Here is a 21,371-nt window from a genome sequence, read left to right as displayed (position 1 = left end):
CGTACGAGCCGTGGCTCGGCTGGAGAAGGGGTGTGAAAGCGCTTTCTTCGACGGAGACCCCCATGGGCCGTACAAAGGGTACGCCAAGGGCCCAGAAGCGATGCGGCGCAGATCACTCATGTCGCGGGAACTCGCGGGCGGTCGGGCACGACTGCTGGGGCGGAACGGCTTACGGCCGACTGCTGCCCCCGAGTTGGGAGACCACTGCCATGATGTCTGCTCACCCGCCCCCACCCGCCTCCGCTCCCGCTCCCACCTCGGATGACGGGCAGACGCCGGTGCAGGAACTGCCGGAGGCCGCGCCCGTCGACGCCCGATCGGGCTGGGCCGCGTTGCGTCCCCTGGTGCTGCGACTGCACTTCTACGCGGGCCTGCTCGTCGCGCCGTTCCTGCTTGTCGCCGCGACCACGGGTTTCCTCTACGCCTGCTCGTACCAGGCTGAGAAGATCGTGTACGCGGACCAGTTGCGGGTTCCCGTCGGCGGCCGTGAGCTGCCGGTGTCCGAGCAGGTGGCCGCGGCTCGCAAGGCGCACCCCGAGGGCTCGATCAGCGCGGTGCGGCCATCGCCGGAGGCCGGGGCGACCACGCGCGTACTGCTGTCCGGCGTCGAGGGCGTCGACCCCGACCACACGCTCGCCGTCTTCGTGAACCCCTACACCGGCGAAGTCCGGGGCGCACTGGAGCAGTACGGCTCCACCGGCGCCCTGCCGCTGCGCACCTGGATCGACGAACTCCACCGCGATCTGCACCTGGGCGAGCCAGGCCGCATCTACAGCGAGTTCGCGGCGAGCTGGCTGTGGGTGATCACGGGTGGCGGGCTGCTGCTGTGGTTCGGACGGCGCAGGGCACAGCGCAGGCTGCGCGGCACGACCGGCCGCCGGCGGACGCTCACCCTCCACGGCACGGTCGGGGTGTGGGCGGCCGTGGGGCTGTTCTTCATCTCCGCCACGGGGCTGACCTGGTCGGCGTACGCGGGGGAGAGCATCAGCGAGCTGCGCGAACAGCTGGGCCAGGCCACCCCGACCGTGACCGCCTCTGTGGCCGGCGGCGAGCACGCCGAGCACGAGGCGGCGGGCGGGACCGGCGAGCACGGTGTCGGGCTCGACGCGGTGCTGAAGGCCGCGCGAGGCGAGGGCCTGTCGGACCCGGTCGAGATCGTGCCGCCGGCCGACGCGTCGTCCGCGTACGTCGTCAAGCAGATCCAGCGGAGCTGGCCGGAGAAGCAGGACTCCGTCGCCGTCGACCCGGCCACCGGCGAAGTCACCGATGTCCTGCGGTTCGCCGACTATCCGGTGCTGGCGAAGCTCACCCGGTGGGGGATCGACGCGCACACGGGTGTGCTGTTCGGACTCGTCAATCAGGTGCTGCTGGCCGCGCTGGCCGTTGCCTTGATCACGCTGATCGTGTTCGGCTACCGCATGTGGTGGCAGCGCGGCCGCGGCTCAGCCTTCGGCCGCCCCGTCCCGCGCGGCGCGTGGCAGCACGCCCCGCCGTACGTCCTGGTGCTCCTGGTGGCGGGCGTGGCCGTGCTCGGGTATTTCGTGCCGCTCCTCGGCATCCCCCTGGTCGGCTTTCTCGCCGTGGACATCGTGCTGGGCGAGATCGCGTACCGGCGCGGGAAGCGGCCGTACGCCTAGCCGACGACACCGTACGAAAATGACGTCGCCCGACGGGCCGGGCAGCACGCGCAGTCGCGTACCGCCCGGCCCGTCGGCGCCAGGCGTGCGTCAGCTGGGTGACGTCACCTTCACCGGCTCCGTGCCGGACCCGCTGTGCCGTTCGGCCCAGTTCTCCAGGGCCGTGCGGCAGGCGTGGTCGAGGTGGTGCAGCCCCGTCAGGTGCAGCTCGACCGGGCGGTCCTGCGGCAGCGACTCCAGGGTGTCGAGGATCTTCGGCAGCCGCAGGAAGGTGGCGTTGCCCGTCAGGTACGCCTGGACGGGCCCGGCGCCCTTGTCGACGACCTCGAGCCGTACGTGCGAGGCCTCCCAGGCCGTCTTGACGACCGCAAGGGCAAGGCCGATGAGCACGCCCTCGAACATGCTGACCGCGACGATCGAAAGGGCCGTGACGATCAGGATCAGCGCCTCGCCGCGGTGCTCACGCCACAGACCCACCAACTCACGGGCCGGAATCAGCTTGCAGCCCGCGTGGACGAGGACGGCGGCGAGTGCCGCGACGGGGATGACGCCGAGGGCGGCCGGCAGCAGGGCGGCGAACAGCAGCAGCCATACGCCGTGCAGCACTCGGGACGCCTTGGTCCGCGCCCCCGCCTGGACGTTGGCCGCGCTGCGCACGATGACCGCCGTCATCGGCAGCGCACCGAGCAGCCCGCACACCGCGTTGCCCGCGCCCTGCGCCATCAGCTCCTTGTCGTACCGGGTGCGTGGACCGTCGTGCAGGCGGTCCACGGCGGCGGCGCTGAACAGGCTCTCAGCGGAGGCGATCAGGGTGAAGGCGAGCACCGTGCCGATCACGCCGACGTTCGCCAGCTCCCCGAACTCGCCGAGGCCCGGCGGCGATACGGACTCGACCAGCCCCTGTACCTCGACCTTGGCGACGGGTAATCCGAACAGTGCCGAGGCCAGCGTGGCAAGACCGACGGCGGCCAGCGGAGCCGGGACCACCTGCACCGGCTTGGGCAGCCTCTTCCACAGCACCAGCACCGCGATGGTGCAGGCCCCGAGGCACAGAGCGGTCCGCGCCTGCGGCGATGCGTCCGCGTCGGCGAACATCCCCGGCAGTCCGGCGATCTTCGCCAGGCCCGACGACGGGGCTTCGGTGTCCGCGAGCGAGTAGAGCTGCCCGGCGATCAGGACGAGGCCGATGCCCGCCAGCATGCCCTCGACGACGGAGACGGAGATCGCGCGGAACCAGCGGCCCAGCCGGAGCCCGCCCATGAGGAGCTGGAGCAGACCCGCGATGAGGACGATGACGCCGAGGACGGGCAGTCCGTACGCCTGCACCGCCTCGTAGACGAGCACGGTCAGCCCGGCGGCCGGGCCGCTGACCTGCAGGCTGCTGCCGGGCAGCAATCCGGTGACCAGGCCGCCCACGATGCCGGTGACCAGGCCGAGTTCGGCCGGTACACCGGAGGCGACGGCCACGCCGACGCACAGCGGCAGCGCGACGAGGAACACGACGAGGGAGGCGGCGAGGTCCTGCCGCCAGGAGGAGCCGGGCCCGGTGAGGCGGCCGCGCGGACGGCGGGTGGACGCGGATGTCGTACGCGATTCCATGTTCGAGGCGTTCATGGGCGCGCTCACAGGGCCGTGAAGGCGTCGGTGTCCGGAGCGTGTGCGAGCACGGTTCCGGTGTGGACCTCGTAGAACCAGGCGTGGAGCCGGAGTCCGCCCTCCTCAAGGCGCCGGGCGATGCCGGGGTAGGACCGCAGCCGGAGGATCTGCGCCAGCACGTGGTTCTGCACCGCCTGTGCCACGGCAGGGTCGTCCTGGGTGCCGTCCGGGCGGGGCGCGGCCTGGGTGAGCCAGTCGCGTACCGCGGGGACGGACGTCAGGTCGTCGCCGCGCACCAGTGCGCCGACGGCGCCGCAGTGCGAGTGACCGCACACGACCACGTCCGAGACGCCGAGTACCTCCACGGCGTACTCGATGGTGGCGGCCTCGCCGGTCGGCTGCCCCGACGCGTAGGGCGGAACGATGTTGCCTGCGGTGCGCAGTTCGAAGAGCTCGCCGGGGCGGGCCCCGGTGATCAGTGCTGGAACGACCCGGGAGTCGGAGCAGGTGATGAACAACGCCTGCGGCGACTGGCCTTGCGCCAGGCGCGCGAACTCCTCCGGGCGGACAGCGGACCGCTGCCGGAAGGAGCGTGCGTGATCGATGAGGGGCTGCATGTGGAATGCCTCCAGCGCGCCGGACGGCGCGTCGTCGTACGAATGCGGGGTGTCACTGGCGGCGGGCGGGAGCGAGCGACCCCGCGCGGCGCACATGGGCGCACGGGGTTGGGAGCGGCGTGGTGTGTGCCGGACGCAACGACGGGAACCGTCCCGGGATCGCTCCTGACCGTGGTCCTGTCAGCAGCGGAAGACCTGGAGCACCGCGGGAGTTCTGTGCGCCGCCGGTCTCGGCAGGCGATGGGATGCGCCGGCCAGGACACGGGATCCCGGCACCTTTGAGGCGGCCGGGTCGCGCGACTCCGCGCCGTGCGAAGGGCCCTGCGGCGAGAACTGCTCGGCGCGGAGCCGGTCGCGGGCGTACACGGGGTGCGCGGCGGACTCCACCGGATGGGCGTCACCGCAGTTGGCGGGCCAGACGACTTCGGCGTCGGCGGCGGCGATATGCCGTTCGTGACCGGTGGCTGCCGGGGTGGAGGGAGTGAACAGCTGGAGAGCGAAGAGGACACCGGTGAGCAGGCTGAACAGGGCACGGAGCGCCGTACCTCGTGACATGCACTCAGCTCCCGGTCGGGCCTGCAACTGCGGTCCGGCCGCAACGGCGATGTTGAACGCGCGCGTGCCGTAACTCCTTTGGAGGATTAGTACCCTAACCCGGCATCGCTCACGAATGGTTACCGAAAGGTTTCTCTCCCGTGAGGGCCTGGCGGGGACGATGCGTGCGACCTGTGATCCGATTCCGCTAAGTCGGTATTGGTCGGACGAAACGCCTATTGGGGCGTTCGGGTGGCTTGAGCGCCTCATGCGCAACCGGGCGATTTACTGTGGCACTCCTCCCCGGCACAGTCCGATGCAGTCCTTCCTCCCCCCTCTGGAGGCGTCATGTCTCTTGGTCAGCTGGCCGATTCGCTCTCGACGACGCTGCCGGCGTGCGCGGGCGACGCCGACACCCGCACTGCCCCCGCCGAGGGTGCGGGCGCGGCGAGTGCCTACGTGCTCGCTGTGCCCGATCCGTGCAGCTCCGCGGCGGCCCCTCCCATCGAGGCCGCCGCGCCTTCCCCCGAGGACCCTCCCTACGGGACCGAGGGCCCGCGAATCGTGGCAGGGGATCAGCGCCTTGCGGCCCAGGACCAGCACGTGGTGGACCTCCACACGGCACTGACCACGGCAGGCGTTCCGCCCGAGGCCGGCGACACCGCCGCGATCCATGTGCTGGCTGCCCTGGACGACGCGACGGTGCACGCGGTCATCCGCTGGGTGGGCGGACGCCTCGTGGTCTGAGCGAGGGTGTTCGTCTCCTGCTGCCCGGCCTGGGCAGTACGGGGGAGAGACGGCCGGCGGCACGCAGGCGTGCGCGCCGGCCGGCCCGTCGCCCGCCCGGCGGCACCACGACGGCGTGTGGCCGGACGGCGAGCTCGTGTACGCGGGCCGCGACCGCGGTGGCGTATGACCTGACCGGGTCCGCTCGCCCGCGCACTTCGCCGACCAGCTCACCGGTCCGGCCTCAGACCGTCGCCGACCAGCTCGCCGGGGCGGCCTCGGACCGTCGCCGACCGGCTCACCGGGTCCGGCCTCGGACCGCCGCCGAGCACCCGGCCGAGGCGGCCGCGATCCCCGTAGACCCGTTCCCCCGCCGCCGTCTCCCCGGAGCGTCATGGACACCGCCCGCTTCCGCTCGGTCCTGCTCGCCGAACGCCTCGTCGCGATCGTGCGCGGCAGGGACGCCGAGGCGTCCCTGAACACCGTGCTGGCCCTTGCCGACGAGGGCGTGGCGCTCATCGAGATCTCGCTCCACACCGCGGACGCCCTGGACGTCATCGCACGTGCCGCGGACCGCCTCGGCCCCGACATCGTGATCGGCGCGGGCGCGGTGCTCACGGCCGACGACATGCGGCGTGCCAGGGAGGCCGGAGCCGGCTGGATGGTCACCCCGGCCGTCACCGAGGCGGTCGCAGCGTCGGCGCTGGCCGGAGTGCCGGTCGTGGCGGGCGCGCTGACCCCCACGGAGGCCGTCCACGCGATCCGGCTGGGCGCCGGGGCCGTGCAGTTGTTCCCCGCCCTGCTCGGCGGTCCCCACTACCTCGCCGCCGTGCGCGAGCCGCTGCCGGACGTCCCGTTCGTCCCGGCCGGGGGAGTCGACGTCGGTGCCGCCGAGGAGTACTTCACAGCCGGAGCCGTCGCCGTGGGGGTGGGCGCGCCCCTCGTCGGTGACGCCGCCCACGGCGGTGACCTCGGGGCGCTGCGCCACCGCGCCCGCCGCTATGTGGCGGCCTGCCGCTCCGGGAGCACGACATGACGCCGGGCCTGTCCCCGGTACGGAAAGTTGCTGATACGGACAGTCACTGACATGGGACCCTCATAGGACACGTACGGGCTGGACGGCCGGACCGAGGTGCCGGAGAGGCCCGGCCACCCCACCAGCGCGGGTCCACAGGCGATCTCCGAGACGATCAGCGAGGGTATTTACGGTGAACATGACGCCGATCCTCCCGCCGGGGCGCAACCTGGAAGTCAGGAACGCATGCCTCGGCGACCGGTCCCGGCCACGGCGGCCCGCCCCGCCACGACCGGCAGGAGCCCGCGGCCCCGGCACTCGAACATCTTGCCCCAAGGAGGCCTGACCTCATGTCAGAGACCAGCGGCTGGGAGAACCCTCTGCGCGATCCGCTGGACCGGCGGCTCCCGCGCATTGCGGGACCGTCCGGCCTCGTGATCTTCGGTGTCACGGGCGATCTGTCTCGCAAGAAACTGATGCCAGCGATCTACGACCTGGCCAACCGGGGTCTGCTGCCCCCGGGCTTCTCCCTCGTCGGCTTCGCCCGCAGGGACTGGGCCGACGAAGACTTCGCCCAGATCGTGCACGACGCGGTCGAACAGCACTCCCGCACCCCGTTCCGTGAGGAGGTGTGGCAGCAGCTGGCCGAAGGGATGCGCTTCATTCCGGGCGACTTCTCCGACGACACCGCGTTCGAACGGCTGCGCGCCACGATCGAGGAGCTGGACAAGGCGCAGGGGACGGGCGGCAACTTCGCCTTCTACCTCTCCGTACCCCCGAAGTTCTTCCCCACGGTCGTCGAGCAGCTGAAGCAGCACGGGCTGTCGGACGCTCCCCCCGGTTCCTGGCGCCGCGCGGTGATCGAGAAGCCCTTCGGGCACGACCTGGCCTCGGCCAAGGAACTCAATGCCATCGTGCACGAGGTCTTCGCGCCCGACGAGGTGTTCCGGATCGACCACTACCTGGGCAAGGAGACCGTCCAGAACATCCTGGCGCTGCGCTTCGCCAACACGATGTTCGAGCCGATCTGGAACCGGTCCTTCGTCGACCATGTGCAGATCACGATGGCCGAGGACATCGGCATCGGCGGCCGCGCCGGCTACTACGACGGCATCGGCGCCGCCCGCGACGTCATCCAGAACCACCTGCTCCAGCTGCTCGCGCTGACGGCGATGGAGGAACCGTCGGGCTTCGACGCCCCCTCGCTCGTCACCGAGAAGATGAAGGTCTTCAAGGCTGTGGACCTGCCGGAGGACCTCGGCGCGTACACCGTGCGCGGACAGCACGCGGCCGGCTGGCAGGGCGGCGAGAAGGTCATCGGCTATCTGCAGGAGGACGGCATCGACGCGAAGTCGAAGACCGACACCTACGCGGCGATCAAACTGGAGGTCAACAACCGCCGCTGGGCCGGGGTGCCGTTCTACCTGCGCACCGGCAAGCGCCTCGGCCGCCGCGTCACCGAGATCGCCGTCGTCTTCCAGCGCGCCCCGCACTCGCCCTTCGACTCCTCCGCCACCGCGGAACTCGGGCAGAACGCGCTGGTCATCCGGGTGCAGCCGGACGAGGGCGTGACCGTGCGGTTCGGCTCCAAGGTGCCCGGCACCTCGATGGAGCTCCGCGACGTCACGATGGACTTCGCCTACGGCGAGTCCTTCACGGAGTCCAGCCCGGAGGCGTACGAACGGCTGATCCTCGACGTCCTGCTCGGCGACGCCAACCTCTTCCCGCGCACGGAAGAGGTCGAGGAGTCGTGGCGGATCCTCGACCCGATCGAGGAGTACTGGGCCCAGCACGGCAAACCCGCGCAGTACCCGGCGGGCACCTGGGGCCCCAAGGAAGCGGACGAGATGCTCGCACGAGACGGACGGAGCTGGCGCAGGCCATGAAGATCGACCTTACGAACACCACGGCCAGCAAGATCAACAAGGCGCTCATCGAGGCCCGCCGCGCCATCGGCACCCCCGCCGTCGGCATGGTGCTCACCCTCGTCATCGTCACGGACGAGGAGAACGCCTACGACTCGCTGAAAGCGGCCACCGACGCCTCCCGCGAGCACCCCTCGCGCACCCTCGTGGTCATCAAGCGCCACGCCCGCTCCGCACGCGACCGCCACGGAACGCGCCTGGACGCGGACGTGCGGGTCGGCACGGACGCGGGCGCCGGCGAGACGGTGCTGCTGCGCCTGCACGGCGAGCTGACGGACCGCGCGGATTCCGTGGTCCTGCCCCTGCTGCTGCCCGACGCACCCGTGGTCGTGTGGTGGCCCGTGGACGCCCCGGCCGTGCCCGCCAAGGACCCGCTCGGCGCGCTCGCGCAGCGGCGCATCACCGACGCGTACGCGGTCGAGCGGCCGCTGCAGGAGCTGGAGGCGCGCTCCGCCGGATACGCGCCCGGGGACACCGACCTGGCGTGGACCAGGCTCACCCCGTGGCGTTCCATGCTCGCCGCAGCCCTCGACCAGGCGCGAACCGAGATCACCTCCGCCGTGGTGGAGAGCGAGGCGGAGAACCCGAGCGCCGAACTGCTGGCCCGCTGGTTCGCGAACCGGCTCGGCGTACCCGTCGAGATGGTCGTCACCGACGGCCCCGTCGTCACCGCGGTCCGGCTGCGGACCGCCGACGGCGAGATCCACATCGACCGTCCGGCAGGCCCCGTGGCCCGGCTGTCCATCCCCGGCCAGCCGAGCCGCGTCCTCGCGCTGAAGGTGCGTACCACCGCGGAACTGATCGCGGAGGAGCTGCGCCGGCTCGACCCCGACGAGGCGTACTGCGCCGCACTGCACACCACGGTGTCGGAGCCGGAGTCGTCGGGCGGCACCCCCGAGGCGGCCGCCGCCTCGTGACCGGCGGGGCGCGCTCGCTCGGCCACGCTTCCGGCGGCCGCGGCGAGCGCGCCGTGCCGGTGCGGTGCTTCAGCGCCGAGGAGCGGTGACGCGGCGGTGTCGGCGGTGGTCGGTGCGGCGGTGTTCGCGTGGCTGCGGCCGTCGGTGCGGCCGTCGGCCGCACGACCGGACTCCGTCCGGTTACTCGATGTTCTCGGTGTCGATGCGGGCGTCTATCTGCTTGTACGCGGCGGGGGTTCGGGTCAGCACGGGCAGGCCGAGCCCGAGGGCGAGATGGGCGGCATGGGCGGTCGGCAGGTCCGTGGCCCGTTCCCGGGCGATCTGCGCCACGGCCCAGCAGGACGGCTCGTCCAAGGGGCGGAAGATGAAGCAGGGCGAGGCGAGGGCGTCCTGCAGCATCTGCGCGACCTCGCCGAGAGCGCTCTCGGCCAGGCCCTGGGCGAAGGAAACGGCCGGCACGTACAGCGGCTGGGCGATCCCGGCGGAGTGGTGGACGCGCGCGGCCATGTAGATGCTGCCGTGCGCGAGGGCGCTGACCGCGGTGTGGTCGAGAACGTATCCCGTGCTCACGCGGCGCTCTGCCCCTGGGCGGCGGAGTAGCCGCGGCGGGCGTCGGCCTCACGCACGGCTTCGAGGGCCGTGTCCCACTCGCCGGGGTGCTCGGTGCGGGCGCGACCGGCGAACCAGTCGATCGCGCGCTGGGCGCGCTCGGCCTGTTCGAGCTTCGCCTTCACGGCCTCGTCGATCCAGCCCGAGACCTGCCCCTTGCCGGCGATCTCCTCGATCGCGGCGAGGCGGTCGCTGTCGATGGTGATGGTCACCTTCTTCTTCGCCATATCGACACCATACCGACGTCATACCGGCCAGGGGAGAGGCCGTGCTGCTTCGAACTTCAACTTTTGTGCCTGAATGCCCGTCCCGGGGGGAAGTCCTCAGACAGTACGAGGCCCGGTCCATGGGCGCCGTCCCTCACCCACGCCCAAGGCGCCCATGGAGCCCGGGGGCGGCTGTCAGCCCGCGCAGTCCGCGTCGCTCAGCAGTCCGCGTCACTCTGTGCTGGGCCGCCCAGGCGGCGGCGCCGGCGGTCGCCCAACGGTGTGTGGAGGCGTCCGTTGAGCGAGCGGAGGGGGGTCACTCTGCTCTTCGTGCTCTGCTCGCCCTGTGCGTCCTTCGTCCTCTTGGTCTCGAGTGGGGCTTGGTTGCTCATAATGCGATGATCGGCCAGAGGTCGTGCCGCAGCCACTCCCTGTCTTTCCTGGTGTCGCGCATCCTGGTGCTGCGACTGCCAGGCAGCGCGGGGAAGGGACAGCGGCCGTCCCGCCGGTGCTGCGGCCGAGGCCTCGCCCCGGCTGCGACCCGGATCAACGGCCGGATCTGCCGGTCACGTGCAGGGGAGGCTGTGATGTGACGGATGGCGACCTGCGGCACCTGCGCCGCTGTGTGGAGCTCGCGGCCGAGGCTCTGGACAAGGGCGACGAACCCTTTGGTTCCGTGCTGGTCGGCGGGGACGGAACCGTACTCGGCGAGGACCACAACCGGGTCGCGTCGGGCGACCGCACGCGGCATCCGGAGTTCGAGCTCGCCCGTTGGGCGGCGGCCCATATGACCCCGGAGGAACGGGCGGCGGCCACCGTCTACACCTCCGGCGAGCACTGCCCGATGTGCGCCGCAGCGCACGCCTGGGTGGGGCTGGGCCGGATCGTGTACGTGAGTTCGTCCGAGCAACTCGCTTCGTGGCTCGCCGAGTGGGGAGTGCCCGCACCTCCCGTGCGGCCGCTGCCGATCCGCGACCTCGCCCCCGGCGTACCGGTGGAGGGCCCGGTTCCGGAACTCGCGGAGGAGGTACGGGCGCTGCACCGCCGTTTTCACGGCAGCTTTCCCGGCACCCGTGAGGGCGTCTGATTCCTGGCCGAGGCGGCCGAGGCGGCCGAGATGGCGGAAGGCCCCGCCGCGACGGGGGAGCGCGGCGGGGCTCATGGCCGTGTGCCCGGCAGCGGGCCGATCATGCCCGGGTACGGGGACCGGTTCCGGACAGACCACGCAGCCCGTCTCCGATGGCCGCCACACCCTCACCGATGAGGGCCGTCGGGCTAGCCGCATAGCCGAGAACGAGCCCGGGCGGGTGGGGGAGTTGGGTGTGCCATGAGAGCGGTTGCACCTTCACGCCGCGCACGAGGCACGCCGCGGCGAGGTCGGTGTCGTCGAACTCGGCGTCGAACGTGACTGTCAGATGCAGGCCCGCCGCGGCGCCGTGCACGACCGCCTTCGGGAGGTGCCGCCGGATCGCCTCGATCATCGCGTCACGGCGCCGGCGGTGGCGCTTGCGAAGCAGGCGGAGATGGCCCTCCAGCTCGCCCGACTCCATCAGCCGCGCCAGGACCAGCTGCGGCAGTGCCGCATTGCCGAGGTCCGTGAAGCGCTTGGCGCTCACCAGGGCCTCCCGGTACCGGGCCGGCGCGACCACCCATCCCGTACGCAGGGCCGGCGCGAGGAGCTTGGAGACGCTCCCGGCGTAGCAGACGTGCTCGGGGAGCATGGGCTGCAGCGCGGCGACCGGAGGCCGGTCGTAGCGGTGCTCGGAGTCGTAGTCGTCCTCCAGGACGAGGCCGCCGGAGCCGGCCCAGTCCATGAGTTCGCGTCGTCGTTCGCCGGTGAGTACCACCCCGGTCGGGAACTGGTGGGCCGGCGTCAGCAGAACGGCGCGCGCTCCCGTGGCGCGCAGCTCGTCGACGCAGACGCCCGCGGAGTCCACCCGTACCGGTGGAGTGCGCAGGCCCTCGCCGCCCAGCTGCTGGCGGGCGCCGAGCGAACCCGGGTCCTCCACCGCCACCTCCTCGATGCCGTCGCGCCGGAGCACCCGTGCGACCAGCCCGAACGCCTGGGCCGTGCCGGCGACGACGAGCACCTCGCCGGGGTCCACCTTGATGCCGCGGTTGCGGGCGAGCCAGTTGGCGACGGCGAGCCGCAGCGCCGGTGTGCCGCGGGGGTCGCCGTATCCGAGGTCGGATGCCGAAAGGTCCCTGAGGACGGCGCGTTCGGCGCGCAGCCATGCTGCCCGCGGGAACGCCGTGAGGTCCGGGACACCGGGCGACAGGTCGATCCTTGCGCGTGCCGCCCGCAGTGTCTCGAACACGTCGGGGCCGGGCACGGCGGCGAACGGAGTGTCCGGTGCCGGGGCAGGAGCCGGGCCCGGGGCCAGGGCCGGCGCGGCGGTCGTCGTCCCGACGGGGGCGGCCACCACGACCGTTCCGTTGCGGCCGCGCCCTGCGATGTGCCCGTCCTCCACCAGCCGCTGGTAGGCCTCCGTGACCACGCCCCGTGAGACACGCAGTTCACCGGCGAGGATCCGGGTCGCGGGCAGCCTGCTGCCCAGCGGCAGACGGCCGTCCGCGATCGCACGCCGCAACTGCCCGGCCAGCCACTCGGCGCGCCCGCCCAGCGGAGCGTCGCCGATGCTCAGTTGCAGGAAGTCGGACCCCGGCGCTTTGGTCCTGTTGAGAGCGTCATCTTTGGACCTGTCCACCGAGCCATTGTGGCAGCAGGGTGAAGGCATGGACACAACGGCGGAGTATTCCGAGGCACTTGGCCGTCCGGGCGCCAGACGGCCTCCGGGAGCGGGCGATGACGAAAGCGGGGCGTGGACGGTGACCACAGTCGGTTACGTGCACGGCTACTCGGCGCACGAGACGCGCCGCCTGAGCGATCAGGCGGACACCCTCGCGCAGATGCTGCACGACGGCACCGCGTATCCGGCGGGCAGCCGGGTACTGGAGGCCGGCTGCGGCACGGGCGCCCAGACGGTGCACCTGGTGGCGGGCAGCCCGGACGCCCACTTCGTCGCACTCGACGTCTCCGAGACCTCACTGGAACAGGCCCGCGCCCGCCTCGCGGACAGGGCCCCCTGGGCGCGGGTGGACTGGGTCCGCACGGACCTGCACGACCTGCCGTTCGAGGACGCCGAGTTCGACCACGTATTCGTATGCTTCGTCCTGGAACACCTGCCCGACCCGCGACGGGCGCTGGCCGGGCTCCGGCGCGTGCTGCGCCCGGGCGGCACGATCACGGTGATCGAGGGCGACCACGGATCGGCCCTCTTCCACCCCGACAGCGCCTACGCCCACGCCGCGATCGGCCACCAGGTACGCCTGCAGTCCGCGGCCGGCGGAAACGCGCTGCTGGGGCGGCAGTTGCAGCCGCTGCTGACCGGCGCCGGATACGAGGAGGTGGTCGTCGGCCCGCGGACGATGTACGCCGACGGGACCAGGCCCGCGCTAGTCGAGGGCTTCACCCGGAACACCTTCATCGCCATGATCGAATCCGTCCGTGACGAGGCACTCGCCGCGGGCCTCACCACCCGCGCCGACTGGGACCGCGGCATCGCCGACCTGCACCGGACCGCGGCCGACGGAGGCACGTTCCACTACACGTTCTTCAAAGCCGTCGCGGTGAACCCGAAAACGGGGTGCCCGTCATGACTGCCGGACTCATCGCCCTGGCCCTGCTGGCGCTCCTCGTCTGCGCTCTGGAGCCCAGCCACCGCCGCCGGCCCCACCCGCGGCCCCGCCTGCACGGCAGCACGGACATCGACGACCGGGACGCCGCACGCGTCCGCGACGAACTCAGGGCCGCAGACGACCGCGACTCCGAGGCCACGGATGTGGTCGGCAGCGGCTCCAGGGCCGCTGCCGACACGGGATCGGCGCGCTGCGCGGCTAGGCCTCCCGGTGGTCGACCTCCAGCGGCTCGAAGCAGATGTGGGTGAGCGACCCGTCGTCCGCCCAGCGCACCTCGATCCTGTCCGCCTCCACCGCCACCGCGGTCACGGCGGCGGACAGCGGCGCCGGATCGGGCTCCGCCGAGAGCATGGCCAGGGCGGCGTACAGCCCCGTACCCTCCGCGCCGGCCGTCAGGCGCGGGACGCGCGCCCAGCGCGTGAAGGCCGTGCCCTGCGGCGCCCGGACCTCGTCGATGTCGCGCCAGCCGTGCAGCGGGTGGAGGGCCGACACGAGCGGTTCTTCCGGGCCCGTGGCCCAACCCGTCTGTGTGACGCGGGCCCCGGCCGGGGCGCCGACCACGCGGTGCACCCGCAGTTCGTACCGTCCCCGCACCACCGTGACGCTCTCCACCCGCAACCCGGGCACCATAGGGGGGCCCGAGACGAACAACGGAAGGTGCCAGGAGGCCGCCCAGCCCCAGCCGTCGCCATGTCCTGCGCCCAGCGGCCGGATGCGGCGGCGGACGCTGGGGACCCCTGCGACCTCCACGGAGAGGTGGTTGTCGGAGACGTTGGCCGTAGCCGTGGGCCCGGTCCGGGTCGAGTACGCCTGGCGGCCGTAGTGCGGGTCGTCCTGGGCGGCCGACTCGCCCTCGTGCGGCCGGACATGGTCGCTCCCGTGGTTGTGCAGTCGCACGATCCCGTCGGCGCGGGTGCTGTGCACGAGCAGGCCGGGCGCGGGCAGCGCCAGGACGCGGTCGGCGTCCTCGCCCGGAGCGCTCTCTTCGGTCGCCGTCCACAGCGGATGGTCCGCGGGGGCGAGCAGGGAAACGAAGGCCTTCGACGCCCAGTACGGTGAGGCCGGGCCCGAATAGGTCTGCAGCGTCGCCTCGTGCGGGCCGTGCCAGCCGAGGGTGAGCAGGCCGTCGTCCCCGATCGCACCGCGGTCGAGGAAGTAGCGCAGAGATCCGCTCAGCAGCCGCCGCGACGTGCCTGGCGTGAGCGGGGTGTGGCCCGTGAGCGCTCCCAGGGCGACCGCAGCGCCGGCGGCGAAGCGGTACGACAGGGACCGTCCGAAGTGGAGCGGGGCGCCGTCGCCGCCGAAGAACAGCGCGAACCCCTCCAGATGCTCACGCAGCCGGCCGCCGTAGAGCAGTGACATCTCCGTGTCCTGCGCAAGGTGTGCGTGGAGCACGGGATACAGATGCAGCGCCCACCCGTTGTAGTGGTCGAAGGCGCGGCCGTCGCCGTCCGCGTACCAGCCCTGGCCGCGATACCAGGTCTCCAGCAGGTCCAGGGCCCGCTCGTGCGCGCGGGCCGTCTCCGCGTCGCCGCGGCCCACCGAGTCCAGGAAGCCCGCCACGGTGAAGGGGAACAGGTACCAGTTGTTCGGCGCGGGCACATGCCGGACGGCGCCGCGCAGCCACTCCTCGGCCCGGTCCTGCACGTCCGGCTCGAGCCGGTCCCAGAGCCACGGCCGGGTCAGGTGCAGTCCGAGGGCCACCGACGCGGACTCGACCATCGGCTGGCCCTGTACGTCGTGGTCGAGGATCAGCGGCCAGGACTCGGCGTCGTCCCGGCCAGGGGTGCGCGTTCCCGAGGTGATGCCGTCCGCGTAGCGGTCGAGCCATCCGTGCGGGTCCTTGCCGTCCGCCCCCGCCACGCGGAACGCGGCGGCGAGGAAGGTACGGGCGTATCCCTCCAGGCCGTCCGACCGCACACCGGAGCGCGACGGCCGCCCTGGCAGGTCCAGCAGGGCGCCGCCCGGCGTGGCCCACCGCCACGCGGCGCGCAGCAGTCCGTCGGCCGCGGCCTCCCAGTGGGCCCGGGTGTAGCCGGTGTACGGACTCAGATCGCGGTCTTCTTCCGGGAGTTGCAGCGGCGAGCTCATGCCAGGAATGCCAGCCTTTCGCGTCGTACGGGATGGGCGAATCCGTCGCCCGCGGCCCAGCGGCCGGCCTCGCTGACGGCAAGCTCGGCGAGCCGCCGCCACTCGTTGCCCTGGGAGCCGGCGAGGTGGGGGGTGATGAGGGCGTTCCCGCAGTCCCACAGCGGGTGGTCCGGCGGCAGCACCTCGGGGTCGGTGACGTCCAGGACGGCGCGGATCCTGCCCTCCAGCAGCAGCTCCGTGAGCGCGTCCTGGTCCACCACGGCGCCCCGTGCCGTATTGATGAGCGTGCTCTCAGGTCGCATGGAGAGAAGTAGTTCGCGGCTGACGAGCCCTCGGGTGGCGGGCAGCAGCGGGGTGTGGACGCTCACCACGTCGCTCTGCGCGAAGAGTTCGGCCAGGCCGACCGGCCGGGCGCCCAGCGCGGTCACCTCGTCGTCCGCGACGTACGGGTCGTGCAGCACGATCTGCACGTCGTACGGGCGAAGCAGGTCGATCACGCGGCGGCCTATGAGCGAGGCGGAGAGGATGCCGACGGTCCGCCGGTAGTTGCCCACGGTGACGGGCGTGCGCAGCCAGTCGTCGCGCCGCCGGGTCGAGCGGAAGTCGCGGGCCCGCTCCAGGACACGCTTTCCCGCCAGCAGGATCATCGCGACCGTGTACTCCGCCACCGGCAGGGCGTTGGCCGAGGCCGCCGAGGACACCTCGATGCCCCGCTCCCAGCAGGCGTCGGTGACGTGCGGCCGGACCGAACCGGCGGTGTGCACGACGGCACGCAGCCGGGGTGCGGCATCGAGCACGGTTTCGTCGAGGCGCGGACAGCCCCAGCCGGTGACGAGGAGCTCGACGTCCGAAAGGACGGCACGGGCGCGATCGGTCGTGAAGTCGTCGAGTACGGGCAGTGGAGCGAGGTCGCACACCTCGCCGAGCGCGGCCAGGGACGCGGGATCGAGGACGGCCGCCGCGGCCTCCTGCGACATGGCGAGAGCGGCACGTGGACGCGGCCGGGTGCTTGTGCCGGGTGCTGAGGTGGGCATCTGACTCCTGGAACTCCGTTCTGCTGGAACCGACGTAGGGAACTGGCCGGGGCCTGCGGTCATTTGACGGCCCCTGCCGTGAGCCCCGATCGCCAGAACCGCTGCAGCAGGACGAAGGCGAGGACCAGCGGCACGATCGCGAGCAGCGAGCCCATGATGACGACGGGGTAGTACTCGGGCGACACGCTGGCGGAGCTGTTCCACTGGTAGAGGCCCAGGCTCACCGGATACAGGTCCTGGTCGGAGAGCATCACCATCGGCAGGAAGAAGTTGTTCCAGACGGCGGTGAGCTGGAACAGGAAGACCGTGACCAGTCCGGGCCCCAGCATCCGCAGCGAGACCCGCAGGTAGGTGGTCAGTTCGCCCGCGCCGTCGACGCGCGCGGCCTCCAGCACCTCGTCCGGTACGTAGCCCCGGCTGAAGATCCGCCCGAGGTAGACGCCGAACGGGTTGAACAGGACGGGGATGAAGACCGCCCAGAAGGTGTTCACCAGGCCGACCCCGGAGGCCATCAGATAGAGCGGGAGCGCCAGCACGGTCTGCGGCACCATCACCGCGGCGAGGACCAGCCCGAACAGCTTCTCCTTCTGCCGGAAGCGGTACTTGTCGAAGGCGTAGCCGCAGGCCACGCTCACCAGCGCGCCGACAGCGGCTCCCAGGACGGCGTACAGCAGGCTGTTGACGTACCAGCGTCCGTACAGACCGCCGTCCATCGCGAACAGGTCGCGCAGATTCTGTACGAAGGAGAAGTCGCGCGGCGACAGCAGGTCGCTGCCGAAGAGTGCGTCCCGGTTCTTGGAGGCGGCCAGCACCAGCCAGAGGACGGGCAGCAGCGTGTAGAGCACCGAGAGGGCGACCACGACGTTGACGGTGGAGCGGCCCAGCAGGCGGGGGCGCAGCGCGGTGGTGTGGGATGCGCTCATCGGGCGGCCTCCTCGGCCGAGTCGACACGGTTGGTCCAGCGGGTGACGCCGTAGGAGAGGGCGATCGTGCAGATCAGCAGCACGACGGAGGCGGCCGCGGCCAGGCTGTAGTTGTTCCGCGTGAACGCGGCGTCGTAGATGTACATGCTGGGCGAGAAACGCGAGTTGATCATCGGGGACGACTGGCTCAGCAGCATCGGTTCGGTGAACAGCTGCAGCGCCCAGATGAGGGTGAACATCGCGACCATCACGATCGACGAGCGCACCAGCGGCGTCTTGACCAGCAGCGCCGTACGGACCGGGCCGGCGCCGTCGACCACCGAGGCCTCGATGACCTCGCGGGGGACGGCCTGCAGCGCGGCGTAGAAGACCACCATGTTGTAGCCGAGGTTGCTCCACAACGCGATGTTCACGATCGACGGCAGCACGGCGTGCACGCCGAGGAAGTCGACGGTGATGTCGGCCTTGCCGAACAGTTCGATCACCGGGCTGATGCCGGGCGTGTACAGGTACAGCCAGATCAGCGCGGCGATGATCCCCGGCACGGCGTGCGGCAGGAACAGCCCGAGCTGCGCCCACGACCGCAGACGGACCACACCGGAGTCGAGCAGCAGCGCCAGCGCGAGGGCGCCGATCACCATCACCGGGATGTAGATCAGGCAGTACAGGGCGACCGTGCCGAGCCCCGACAGGAAGGTCGGGTCGGTCAGCACGGCCGCGTAGCTGCGGAGCCCGACGAAGACGGTGCGCTCCGGGCCGAAACCCAGCCCCGGCTGGTCGTCGCTGAAGAAGCTCAGATACACGGCGGTCCCGACGGGGATCAGGAAGACCGTCAGCAGCAGGAGGAAGAACGGCGTCATCAGAACACCGCACGCGGCGAGTTGCCGGCGGCGGGCCGCCTTGCGGGAGCCGTGCGCGACCGTGCCCGAGGAGCGTGCGGTGCCGCCGGTGGCAGTGGCGCGGGACGTGGCTGTCGTGGTCATGGGGATGTCACCTGCCTTTCGAGCGGGCGCAGGGAGAGGGGTGTGGCTCCGGTGCTCATGGGGATCACTGGGCTCAGGTGCTGTGCTCGGTGGTGGACAGCCCCAGCGCCTTCAGGTCGGGCATGGTGCCGTCCTGGGCCGCGCGCACGGAGCCGATGAGGGACCCCTGGCCGCCGCTCGCCCTGGCGAAGCCGTCCTGCATGACCTTCTGGGTCGCCGACATACGCGGCCCCCAGACCCAGCCGTCGCGGATCCTGCCCGCCTGCTCCTCGAAGAGGGTGTAGATGTCCTGGCCGCCGTAGTACGAGCGGTCGAACGCCTCCCGGCCTACGGCGACCAGATCCGGGGCGGCCGGGTACTGGCTGCTGGTGCCGCTGGACAGCCGGGCGCGCAGCGAGTCGGGGTGGGAGACCTGCCACTCGATGAACTCCATCGCGGCCTCCGGGTGCTTGCTGTCCTTCGTGACGGCGAAGGTGGAGCCGCCGTGGGTGCCGACGACCGGCCGCTCCGGGTCCCACTGGGGGAGCGGTGCGATCTTCCACCTGCCCTTCTGTTGCGGCCGCGCGTTCATCTGCGCACCGGCCTCCCAGGCGCCGCTGAGCCGGGTCAGCACCAGCCCCTCACCGATCTGGGCGTCGCTCTGCCGGCTCTCCACCGCGTTCATGAAGACCACGTCGTCGTCGGCCAGCCGCTGCCAGTACGCGGCGACGCGCCGGGTTGACTCGTCGCCGAGCGAGACGTTCCAGGCACCGTCGCGGATGTCGAACCACTGGGCGCCCGCCTGCCAGGAGTAGGCGGCGAACTGTGTCATACCGTCGGTGGGAAACAGGACGAGCCGTCGGTCCTTCACCTTGCGGTGCACCGTCCGGGCTGTCTCCGCGAACTCGTCCCAGGTGCGCGGCACGGTGAGGCCGTAGCGGTCGAAGAGATCGGTGCGGTAGTGCATCACCATCGGCTCGACGTCCAGCGGGACGCTGAAGGTGCGGCCCTGGAACGTCGTCAGGCCCAGGGCCTGCGGCAGCAGCTTGGCGCGCAGCCGGTCGCTGACGAGCGAGGTGATGTCCCGGGCGACGCCGTCGATGGCGAAGCCGGGCACCTGCGGGTACTCGAGGGTCGCGACGTCCGGGGCGTTGCCCGCGCGGGCGGCGTTGCTGAGTTTGGCGTAGCCGCCCTGGTTGCCCGAGGGGATCTGCTGGAAGTCGACCTGGATGTGGTCGTGCGTTCGGTTGAAGGCGTCCACCACCTCCTGGCTGCCGCGCAGGGCTGACCAGAAGGTGATGCGTGTGGTGGTGCTGGTGCTGCGCGATCGTCGGCTTTCGCTGCCGCCGCTGCAGGCGCCTACGGCGCCGGTCAGCGGCAGCGCGGTGATCGCGGCGAGCACGGATCGACGACTGTGTCGACCGGGCATGTATGCCTCCCGCGGCTCCATTTCGGGACACGGGAATACTGATCGCCTGACCGGTCACGGTCAATAGATCGATCAGAAGATCATTGAAGCGGTCAAACGATCAGCCTGGAAGGGTAGTCGGCACCGCCGAGCCGCGCACCTTGAGCTCGGGCAGCAGCTCGACTCTGCGCACCGGCTCGGCTCCCGGCCCATACGGCCCCGACAGCCGGTACAGCAGCAACTCGGCGGCCGCGCGCCCGATCGCCGCCTTCGGCGGGGCCACGGCCGTAAGCGGCGTACTGCCGAAGGCGGCCACCACGTCGTCGTACGCCACGACGGAGCAGTCCTGCGGAACCTGCAGGCCGCTGTCCACGAGGTGCTGAACGAGCATCAGGGCGTCCACGTCGCCGTGCAGCACCGCGGCGGTCGCGCCGCGCTCGCTCAGCAAGGCGGCCAGACCGAGGTGAGCGGTGCCGGCCCGGGAAGCGGCGGCCTCGCCGAGCGATACGACGGAGCCGCCGGACGGGGCCGTACCGCCGTTGTCCGGCGCGGGGGCACCCTTCCCCGGCACACGTGCGCCGTCGGCCGACGCTCCGGCGCCGTCCCCGGCACCCGGCTCGGGCACGGCGCCCGGTGAACTCAGCGTGATCGCCCAGTCCTCGATCTCCGGCCGCCCGGCGGCGATGTCGGCGAAGGCCGCCCGGATCGCGCGTGCCGTCGGGCTGTCGTTCCGGGCGGCCAGCACGATCCGCCGGTGCCCGAGCGACACGAGGTGGTCCACGGCGAGATGGATCCCGTACCAGTGGTCGGAGCACACCGAGTCCAGCGCGTGCAGCGCACTGCCGGGCCGCGGCCGCCGCTCCATCAGCACCGTCGGTACGCCCAGCTTCGACAGCCAGCCGTAGTCCGCCTCCTCGGCGGCGGCGCTGCGCCACCTGGGCGCGATCAGCAGCCCGCGTGCGCCACCGGCCAGCGCGCGCTCCACCAACGGGCGTTCCGCGCCGGGCACCTGCGGCGCGATGTGCAGGGCGATACGCAGCCCGGCCTTCTCGAGGACCGGCCGCGCGCCGTGCAGCGTCTCGAAGAGATACGAATGGCGCTCCGGTACGACCAGGGCGACCGTGTCACCGTCCGCCGGAGGCTCGTCGGGTGCCGCGCTCACCTGGACGGGCACGACTGATCGCGCCACGCCGTGGCCGCGGCGCAGCTTGCCTGCCCGTGCCAGCTCCTCGACGTCCCGGCGGACCGTGATCACCGAGACGTCCAGTTCAGCGGCGAGATCCGTGACGCGGGCCGCGCCGCGCGACTCGACGACCGCCAGGATCCGTTGACGCCTGAGTTCGACCGGCTCACGCATGACGGCCCCCTCGCCGTGTCCGTGCGCATTGTGCGTTTGAACGGTTTGGGGCGCAGCATAACGATCGGTTGCCCCTGGTTGTCCACACACCTACGCAACGGGCCGTGCTCTGCCC

Annotated in this window: 19 protein-coding genes; 7 read left to right on the top strand and 12 right to left on the bottom strand. The window is 71.8% G+C overall.

What is annotated here, in order from left to right; all coding sequences use genetic code 11:
* The first annotated feature begins 212 nt into the window (after positions 1-212).
* The gene (locus ACWD4J_RS37945; protein ID WP_451400115.1) at positions 213-1,637 is read left to right on the top strand and encodes a PepSY-associated TM helix domain-containing protein; all 1,425 of its coding nucleotides are present in this window, start codon (positions 213-215) and stop codon (positions 1,635-1,637) included.
* Positions 1,638-1,727: 90 nt separating this feature from the next.
* Here the strand turns inward: ACWD4J_RS37945 and ACWD4J_RS37940 are convergent, their stop codons facing one another.
* The 3 genes from ACWD4J_RS37940 to ACWD4J_RS37930 all read right to left on the bottom strand — a co-directional run bounded on the left by ACWD4J_RS37940 (position 1,728) and on the right by ACWD4J_RS37930 (position 4,405).
* Positions 1,728-3,236 carry a SulP family inorganic anion transporter gene (locus ACWD4J_RS37940; RefSeq protein ID WP_451400094.1) on the bottom strand — a complete coding sequence of 503 codons (1,509 nt, stop codon included), beginning with the start codon at positions 3,234-3,236 and terminating at the stop codon, positions 1,728-1,730.
* A gap of 23 nt (positions 3,237-3,259) precedes the next feature.
* Positions 3,260-3,850, bottom strand: a complete 591-nt coding sequence (locus ACWD4J_RS37935; RefSeq protein ID WP_451400093.1) for a carbonic anhydrase — start codon at positions 3,848-3,850, stop codon at positions 3,260-3,262.
* Between the two features lie 180 nt (positions 3,851-4,030).
* Positions 4,031-4,405: a hypothetical protein gene (locus tag ACWD4J_RS37930; RefSeq protein ID WP_451400092.1), complete on the bottom strand. Its 375-nt coding sequence runs from the start codon at positions 4,403-4,405 to the stop codon at positions 4,031-4,033.
* Between the two features lie 327 nt (positions 4,406-4,732).
* On the opposite strand from ACWD4J_RS37930, the gene ACWD4J_RS37925 reads away from it, so the two are divergent.
* From ACWD4J_RS37925 to opcA, 4 genes are all read left to right on the top strand, one after another.
* Complete coding sequence (locus ACWD4J_RS37925) at positions 4,733-5,131, top strand: hypothetical protein (RefSeq protein WP_451400091.1); 399 nt, start codon at positions 4,733-4,735, stop codon at positions 5,129-5,131.
* A 373-nt stretch (positions 5,132-5,504) separates the two neighbouring features.
* Positions 5,505-6,146 carry a bifunctional 4-hydroxy-2-oxoglutarate aldolase/2-dehydro-3-deoxy-phosphogluconate aldolase gene (locus tag ACWD4J_RS37920; RefSeq protein ID WP_451400090.1) on the top strand — a complete coding sequence of 214 codons (642 nt, stop codon included), beginning with the start codon at positions 5,505-5,507 and terminating at the stop codon, positions 6,144-6,146.
* Between the two features lie 329 nt (positions 6,147-6,475).
* Positions 6,476-8,011 carry a glucose-6-phosphate dehydrogenase gene (zwf, locus tag ACWD4J_RS37915; protein WP_451400089.1) on the top strand — a complete coding sequence of 512 codons (1,536 nt, stop codon included), beginning with the start codon at positions 6,476-6,478 and terminating at the stop codon, positions 8,009-8,011.
* Complete coding sequence (gene opcA, locus ACWD4J_RS37910) at positions 8,008-8,967, top strand: glucose-6-phosphate dehydrogenase assembly protein OpcA (RefSeq protein WP_451400088.1); 960 nt, start codon at positions 8,008-8,010, stop codon at positions 8,965-8,967. The genes zwf and opcA overlap by 4 nt, the downstream gene beginning before the upstream one ends.
* A 180-nt stretch (positions 8,968-9,147) precedes the next feature.
* Here opcA and ACWD4J_RS37905 read toward each other — a convergent pair whose 3' ends face one another.
* Entirely contained in the window at positions 9,148-9,537 is a 390-nt protein-coding gene (locus ACWD4J_RS37905) for a hypothetical protein (RefSeq protein WP_451400087.1), read from the bottom strand.
* A complete protein-coding gene (locus ACWD4J_RS37900; protein ID WP_451400086.1) occupies positions 9,534-9,803 on the bottom strand; it encodes a hypothetical protein in 270 nt (89 codons plus the stop codon). Before ACWD4J_RS37900 ends, ACWD4J_RS37905 begins: the two co-directional genes overlap by 4 nt.
* A 568-nt stretch (positions 9,804-10,371) precedes the next feature.
* Between ACWD4J_RS37900 and ACWD4J_RS37895 the strand changes: the two genes are divergently transcribed.
* Positions 10,372-10,869, top strand: coding sequence for a nucleoside deaminase (locus ACWD4J_RS37895; RefSeq protein WP_451400085.1), 498 nt, complete (start codon positions 10,372-10,374; stop codon positions 10,867-10,869).
* 100 nt (positions 10,870-10,969) lie between these two features.
* Here ACWD4J_RS37895 and pdxR read toward each other — a convergent pair whose 3' ends face one another.
* The gene (pdxR, locus tag ACWD4J_RS37890; protein ID WP_451400084.1) at positions 10,970-12,490 is read right to left on the bottom strand and encodes a MocR-like pyridoxine biosynthesis transcription factor PdxR; all 1,521 of its coding nucleotides are present in this window, start codon (positions 12,488-12,490) and stop codon (positions 10,970-10,972) included.
* Positions 12,491-12,611: 121 nt separating this feature from the next.
* Here pdxR and ACWD4J_RS37885 point away from each other — a divergent pair, with 121 nt between their 5' ends.
* Entirely contained in the window at positions 12,612-13,442 is an 831-nt protein-coding gene (locus ACWD4J_RS37885; RefSeq protein WP_451400083.1) for an L-histidine N(alpha)-methyltransferase, read from the top strand.
* Between the two features lie 237 nt (positions 13,443-13,679).
* Here ACWD4J_RS37885 and ACWD4J_RS37880 read toward each other — a convergent pair whose 3' ends face one another.
* The 6 genes from ACWD4J_RS37880 to ACWD4J_RS37855 all read right to left on the bottom strand — a co-directional run bounded on the left by ACWD4J_RS37880 (position 13,680) and on the right by ACWD4J_RS37855 (position 21,256).
* Complete coding sequence (locus ACWD4J_RS37880; RefSeq protein WP_451400082.1) at positions 13,680-15,572, bottom strand: DUF2264 domain-containing protein; 1,893 nt, start codon at positions 15,570-15,572, stop codon at positions 13,680-13,682.
* Positions 15,569-16,606 carry a hydroxyacid dehydrogenase gene (locus tag ACWD4J_RS37875; protein ID WP_451400081.1) on the bottom strand — a complete coding sequence of 346 codons (1,038 nt, stop codon included), beginning with the start codon at positions 16,604-16,606 and terminating at the stop codon, positions 15,569-15,571. Before ACWD4J_RS37875 ends, ACWD4J_RS37880 begins: the two co-directional genes overlap by 4 nt.
* 59 nt (positions 16,607-16,665) lie before the next feature.
* Positions 16,666-17,529, bottom strand: a complete 864-nt coding sequence (locus ACWD4J_RS37870; RefSeq protein WP_451400080.1) for a carbohydrate ABC transporter permease — start codon at positions 17,527-17,529, stop codon at positions 16,666-16,668.
* Complete coding sequence (locus ACWD4J_RS37865) at positions 17,526-18,512, bottom strand: carbohydrate ABC transporter permease (protein ID WP_451400079.1); 987 nt, start codon at positions 18,510-18,512, stop codon at positions 17,526-17,528. The genes ACWD4J_RS37870 and ACWD4J_RS37865 overlap by 4 nt, the downstream gene beginning before the upstream one ends.
* Positions 18,513-18,585: 73 nt before the next feature.
* Complete coding sequence (locus tag ACWD4J_RS37860; RefSeq protein ID WP_451400078.1) at positions 18,586-19,920, bottom strand: ABC transporter substrate-binding protein; 1,335 nt, start codon at positions 19,918-19,920, stop codon at positions 18,586-18,588.
* Between the two features lie 100 nt (positions 19,921-20,020).
* Positions 20,021-21,256, bottom strand: a complete 1,236-nt coding sequence (locus ACWD4J_RS37855; RefSeq protein ID WP_451400077.1) for a substrate-binding domain-containing protein — start codon at positions 21,254-21,256, stop codon at positions 20,021-20,023.
* Between the last annotated feature and the right edge of the window lie 115 nt (positions 21,257-21,371).

It is taken from the genome of Streptomyces sp. NPDC002577 (assembly GCF_053594815.1).
Note: the sequence above shows the minus strand (reverse complement) of the source record. Positions and strands in the feature narration are given on the sequence as shown.

Bases quoted from the DNA above. Each gene is read 5' to 3' on its own strand.
- ACWD4J_RS37945 (WP_451400115.1), top strand. From the start codon at position 213: ATGTCTGCTCACCCGCCCCCACCCGCCTCCGCTCCCGCTCCCACCTCG.
- ACWD4J_RS37940 (WP_451400094.1), bottom strand. From the start codon at position 3,236: ATGGAATCGCGTACGACATCCGCGTCCACCCGCCGTCCGCGCGGCCGC.
- ACWD4J_RS37935 (WP_451400093.1), bottom strand. From the start codon at position 3,850: ATGCAGCCCCTCATCGATCACGCACGCTCCTTCCGGCAGCGGTCCGCT.
- ACWD4J_RS37930 (WP_451400092.1), bottom strand. From the start codon at position 4,405: ATGTCACGAGGTACGGCGCTCCGTGCCCTGTTCAGCCTGCTCACCGGT.
- ACWD4J_RS37925 (WP_451400091.1), top strand. From the start codon at position 4,733: ATGTCTCTTGGTCAGCTGGCCGATTCGCTCTCGACGACGCTGCCGGCG.
- ACWD4J_RS37920 (WP_451400090.1), top strand. From the start codon at position 5,505: ATGGACACCGCCCGCTTCCGCTCGGTCCTGCTCGCCGAACGCCTCGTC.
- zwf (WP_451400089.1), top strand. From the start codon at position 6,476: ATGTCAGAGACCAGCGGCTGGGAGAACCCTCTGCGCGATCCGCTGGAC.
- opcA (WP_451400088.1), top strand. From the start codon at position 8,008: ATGAAGATCGACCTTACGAACACCACGGCCAGCAAGATCAACAAGGCG.
- ACWD4J_RS37900 (WP_451400086.1), bottom strand. From the start codon at position 9,803: ATGGCGAAGAAGAAGGTGACCATCACCATCGACAGCGACCGCCTCGCC.
- ACWD4J_RS37880 (WP_451400082.1), bottom strand. From the start codon at position 15,572: ATGAGCTCGCCGCTGCAACTCCCGGAAGAAGACCGCGATCTGAGTCCG.
- ACWD4J_RS37875 (WP_451400081.1), bottom strand. From the start codon at position 16,606: ATGCCCACCTCAGCACCCGGCACAAGCACCCGGCCGCGTCCACGTGCC.
- ACWD4J_RS37870 (WP_451400080.1), bottom strand. From the start codon at position 17,529: ATGAGCGCATCCCACACCACCGCGCTGCGCCCCCGCCTGCTGGGCCGC.
- ACWD4J_RS37865 (WP_451400079.1), bottom strand. From the start codon at position 18,512: ATGACCACGACAGCCACGTCCCGCGCCACTGCCACCGGCGGCACCGCA.
- ACWD4J_RS37860 (WP_451400078.1), bottom strand. From the start codon at position 19,920: ATGCCCGGTCGACACAGTCGTCGATCCGTGCTCGCCGCGATCACCGCG.
- ACWD4J_RS37855 (WP_451400077.1), bottom strand. From the start codon at position 21,256: ATGCGTGAGCCGGTCGAACTCAGGCGTCAACGGATCCTGGCGGTCGTC.